Consider the following 4,745-nt stretch of genomic DNA (forward strand, 5'->3'; position numbering starts at 1 on the left):
AAAACATTACAGTTCATTGCCGGCCTCGGTCTGCACTCTCAAAAACCTGCAGCGCCATCAGTGAATCGCGACGAGCAGCAGCGACGTCGACGGTAAAGATCCATATGAGTGACTAGTATTTTGCAATAAAGGTTTATGGGCTAAAAGGTGAAAGTATATCTTCTGCGGAAGCGCTTACGGCCTCCTGATAGATTATCAATGTACTTTAACTTCATTACAAAGATCATGAAATGTATCCCCAGAGTGTCCCAAATCGTGTTTCGGGTGGTGGGGTAACGCCATGATTTGTTTGATAAACAACACTTTATATGAGATGTTATGGTGCCCAGGAGAGGACACTAAATAAACTGTTTTAATTGAATTAAAATAAGATTGTGGGGGATTTATGGGGGATAACCGAAAAATCACAGTCGCAAGACGCGAACTGTCCACGCTCTTCGGGTGCGTTTACATTGTCTTGTGTGTTAGACAGGCGCTGTTGGATAGTTTTGTGGCGGGCGACTATGAAAATTTATTGTAAAGGGCGGGCCATAATTGAGCATGCCATCAACGGTGAGAGCCATGAAATTTTTCCGGATGAATTGGGCTGGGAGCCGACCGGTGGTAGTGAACGAAATATGGGGCCAGAAGAGCTCTATGAGGCCTTGGTAGATCATGATGAGCTAGGTGAGCTTCGTTGGTCGTTGTCAGAATACCCTATTGGTGTAGAAAACTACAAGAACACCGATGTTGGGAAACACCGCCTTGTTGGACCTGTCGCGCTTTCGTGCCGCCCCCGGTGCTCGTTTAAGCCACCTTCCGTTCGAAAGCGGCAGGGCTTTTCCAGCCCAATGTTGAGTGGCGACGGCGCGGATTGTAGAACCCTTTAATATATTCGGAGATCGCCATCTCAGCCTGTCGCCGCGTTTTCCATGAATCTCGCCAAATCAGCTCGGCCTCGATGGTTTTGAAGAAGGTCTCGACGGCGGCGTTGTCGTAGCAATTTCCTTTGCCACTCATGGATGCCCTGAACCCATGCTGGCGCAGGATCTTCTGGCAGTCGTGCGAACAGTATTGGGCGGATTCAACCGGTCGTCGCAACACTTTCGGTTATATCCTTTTTAATCAATTGGTCGAGAGCTTCAGCTGATGTCTGCCAATCGAGCGTTTTGCGTGGTCGTGTGTTCAAGGCATGCGCGACGGCGCGCAGCTCGTTAGTGCCATGCCGGCTAAGATCTGTGCCCTTTGGAAAGTTCTGGCGCAGCAAGCCATTGGTATTTTCATTGCTTCCGCGTTGCCAGGGGCTTTGAGGATCACAGAAATAGATGTCCAACCCCGTTTCGATTTGGAGTTGGGCATGTTGAGCCATCTCGGCACCCTGATCCCAGGTCAAAGACCGACGAAGCTCAACAGGCAGTTCCATGATTGTCTCTGCGATAGCATCACGGACCGCTTCTGCACCATGACCAGCCAGTGCAGGTCCATTCTTGGGCACATCGCCCTTCCCATAGCCCTCCATGCGCGGAAGATGCAAAAGCATGGTGAAGCGTGTTGTGCGCTCGACCAGCGTGCCAATCGCTGAACTTCCAAGACCGAGAATGAGGTCTCCTTCCCAATGGCCCGGCACAGCCCTGTCGCCAACCTCTGCCGGGCGGTCGCTGATCATCGGTGCATCCGCGAGGAAGGGTCTACCGCGACTTCGGGCGCGTTCTCGGGGCAATCGCAAGGCGCGACCAGAGCGCAGACAGGCTGAGAGTTCGCGCTTCAATGCACCTCGGCCTTGAATATAAAGCGCCTGATAGATGGCTTCGTGACTGATCCGCATGGTTGTGTCCTCAGGAAAGTCTACTTTCAGACGCTGCGCAATCTGCTCGGGGCTCCAAGCCGAAGACCAGCGCCGGCTTTGACGATGAACGGCACTACGTCCTTTCCATACCACAACAGGACCATCGAATGCGATGCCGTCAGGTGTCGCGATGAGACCCGAGAGCCGATCCTGCACATACTCACGAAGGGCAGAATTACATGCCAACTTACTAGGTTTGGGACGCCTTGCTGCGCGATCTGCATGCCATTGGGCTGTGATAGCATGATAGTCAAAATCACCACCGCGCGTTGCAGAGTTGCGTCTGATCTCCCGAGAGATTGTGCTGGGTGACCGCGACAGCTTACGCGCAATCGTGCGGATACCTGTCCCTCGTGCGCATTCTAACGCAATTTCTTCACGCTCAGAGAATGTCAGACTTCGGCGCGTCAGGGCTGTGACCGAGGGTGAAAGATGTGTGGGAGGCATTCCGCCAGAACTCCTAAACCACCGGTGTCCAACAGGAACAGAAACGCCTGCTTTGATGGCAGAGACCTCACTAGAATGGCCTGCGGCCACGCTCCGCCAGAACCGGCACAAGTTCTCACGTTGCCAGACTGGTGGCCTACCTGGCGAGTTCAATTTGCCCCGGATCGAGCGTTCGGACTTTCGTCTGCCGGTCTTGGTCATTTACACCTCCTAAAATGGGGTGTTGCGACGACCGGTTGAATCCGCCTTGTCTCCCGCGATCAGTGTGATGGATGCAGCCCTTGGGCGGCGCACGGAAAGCGATAGCCATCTCCAGTGCTCGGATCGCAAGGTAACGTTTCATCCTATTACTGACAGCCGAGCCAATCACGCGGCGGGAATGCAGATCCAAGATCACGGCCAGATACAACCAACCCTCACGTCCAGATATAGGTGATGTCACCCGCCTATTTCTGGTTCAGGTGCTCGGCCACAAAGTCGCGGTCCAGCAGGTTTGGCACGATGTTGAACTTGTGGTTGCTGTCCGTTGTGACCTTATGTTTCCGCGTTCTCACTACTGATATGCCGTTCTGACGCATCAAACGCCCAACACGTCGGTGGCCGATGTTCAGACCGATCTCTTTCAATTCCTCAGTCATGCGCGGGCGACCGTAACTACCCAGGCTGAGACGAGATTGTGCGCCAACGTCACCATATCTGATCGCTGCCTGCGGCTGGCTGGCCGACTGCGGAACGCACGCAAAACCGCGCATGCTGACGTCCATAACCTGACAAAGGCGCGCTGCCGGAAATGCATCCCGGTGTTCTTCGATGAACCTAAACCCCACGGCTTTTGGCTCGAGAAGAACTGCGTTGCTTTTTTAGTATGTCCCGCTTGTCTTATCCAGAACGTGGCTCTTGTGCGATACAGGGGCCGTTGCCCAGCACGGCATTTATGTAGGGCAACGGCGAGGGTCGGATCGTTGCCCGCTTGGTCGTGACGGACCGTGGAGGAGTAAGGTCGCCCTCGTCTTTTCTAATGACCTGAACGGATACTTGGGCTTCGGGCCCGTATGACAAGACAAGGTAGAAAAGACATAGGGACAATATCATAGGCATCGACGTTTCCAAGGACACTCTTGATGTCCATCGTTTAACAGACGGCCGACACAACCAGTTTGCCAACGACAAGACCGGCCATACAAAGTTGCTCAAGTGGATAAATCTGTAGCCAGAACCGCTGATTATCATTGAGGCGACGGGAGCGTATCACCGGCGTTTGGAGCAGTTTCTGGGTGCAAAAACTGTCGCATTTGTAAAAGTGAATCCAAAGCAGGCGCGTCGTTTTGCGCAGGCCTGTGGAAAATTGGAAAAAACAGATCGTGTCGATTGCGAGATGTTGGCAAAGATGGGCGCGGCTTTGCAACTCACGCCAAAGCCCATAAACGCAGAAAATCTGTATGATCTTAGGGAGTTATTGTCTGCACGACGGGCTTTGATAAAAGATCGTACAGCAGCCAAGGCCCGTAGCGCCACAGCAACGCACTCACTCGTGAAGCAGCAACTAGCAAGCAGGTCGCGAGCCTTGCTGGACTTGCGCCAATGTCACAGAGTTCTGGTAAATGGCAGGGCAAGGCTCGGATACAGGGTGGTCGTCCGAGTTTACGGCACGCCATCTTTATGCCTGCACTGGTCGCAATCAGTCACAATGCCGATCTGAAGGCCAAATACGAACAACTCATCGCAGCTGGAAAAGAGAAAAAGGTCGCCATCACAGCCGTCATGCGAAAGATACTTGTTCTCGCAAATGCTCTGCTACGTGATCATCGTAAATGGGTTGAAAAAGCGGCTTGACCAAGACGGATACTCCTCCTTGAGGATACGGTTCTCGTGTCGAAGCCGGTTATTCTCTTGGGCGAGGCCCAAATCCTCTTTCGACACCACATCAGTATCTCGATGGGCTGTGATCCACCTGTTTGCGTGTCAGCCCACTGGTTAGCGCGATACGCACCGCATCTTGGCGAAATTCGTCCGTCCGTTTCAGTCCCATAGTCAATCTCCTTTGTTGATGGCGTGGATGCCCCCGACCAACCGGCATCGTATTGTGCCACTATGGTGTTTCAGAAAGCATCAACAAAGGGAGAGTATCCATGTCAGAAGTCGCATGATCGGCATAGACCTTGCAAAGCGTGTGTTTCAACTTCACGGGGCTTGCGCCAATGGAACGGTTATTTTTCGCAAAAAACTGACACGCATTCAGCTTCTTGCGTTTATGAGCAAACAGCCGGAATGCACTGTTGCGATGGAGGCTTGTGCGACTGCGCATAGCTGGGGCCGTGAGTTTGAGAAGCTTGGACATACCGTGCGATTGATTGCGCCTAACTACGTGAAGCCTTTCGTCAAACGACAAAAGAACGATGTTGCAGACGCCGAAGCCATCGTTGAAGCGGCATCACGGCCAACCATGCGATTTGTAGAACTAAAGTCCGAAGCC

General features: G+C 52.9%; 2 protein-coding genes and 4 pseudogenes. 2 read left to right on the top strand and 4 right to left on the bottom strand.

Annotation, left to right across the window (positions count from 1 at the left end; translation table 11 throughout):
- Positions 1 to 786: 786 nt before the first annotated feature.
- The 3 genes and pseudogenes from BM025_RS18685 to BM025_RS18695 form a co-directional block, all read right to left on the bottom strand.
- A pseudogene (locus BM025_RS18685) lies at positions 787 to 1,059 on the bottom strand (integrase core domain-containing protein); the annotation flags it as partial.
- 4 nt (positions 1,060 to 1,063) lie between these two features.
- Positions 1,064 to 2,473: an IS30 family transposase gene (locus BM025_RS18690; protein WP_170842245.1), complete on the bottom strand. Its 1,410-nt coding sequence runs from the start codon at positions 2,471 to 2,473 to the stop codon at positions 1,064 to 1,066.
- A gap of 46 nt (positions 2,474 to 2,519) precedes the next feature.
- Positions 2,520 to 3,132: pseudogene (locus BM025_RS18695) on the bottom strand (IS3 family transposase); the annotation flags it as partial.
- Between the two features lie 227 nt (positions 3,133 to 3,359).
- Here BM025_RS18695 and BM025_RS18700 point away from each other — a divergent pair.
- A pseudogene (locus tag BM025_RS18700) lies at positions 3,360 to 4,105 on the top strand (IS110 family transposase).
- Positions 4,106 to 4,117: 12 nt separating this feature from the next.
- On the opposite strand, the pseudogene BM025_RS19035 reads toward BM025_RS18700, so the two are convergent.
- Positions 4,118 to 4,301: pseudogene (locus BM025_RS19035) on the bottom strand (IS3 family transposase); the annotation flags it as partial.
- Between the two features lie 114 nt (positions 4,302 to 4,415).
- On the opposite strand from BM025_RS19035, the gene BM025_RS18705 reads away from it, so the two are divergent.
- On the top strand, positions 4,416 to 4,745 hold a 330-nt coding region (locus BM025_RS18705), incomplete at its 3' end, for an IS110 family transposase (RefSeq protein ID WP_139204617.1).

This window comes from Pacificibacter marinus (assembly GCF_900109555.1).
Lineage (GTDB): Bacteria > Pseudomonadota > Alphaproteobacteria > Rhodobacterales > Rhodobacteraceae > Celeribacter > Celeribacter marinus_C.

Coding starts and splice junctions, on each gene's coding strand:
- BM025_RS18690 (WP_170842245.1), bottom strand. CDS start 2,473: ATGACCAAGACCGGCAGACGAAAGTCCGAACGCTCGATCCGGGGCAAA.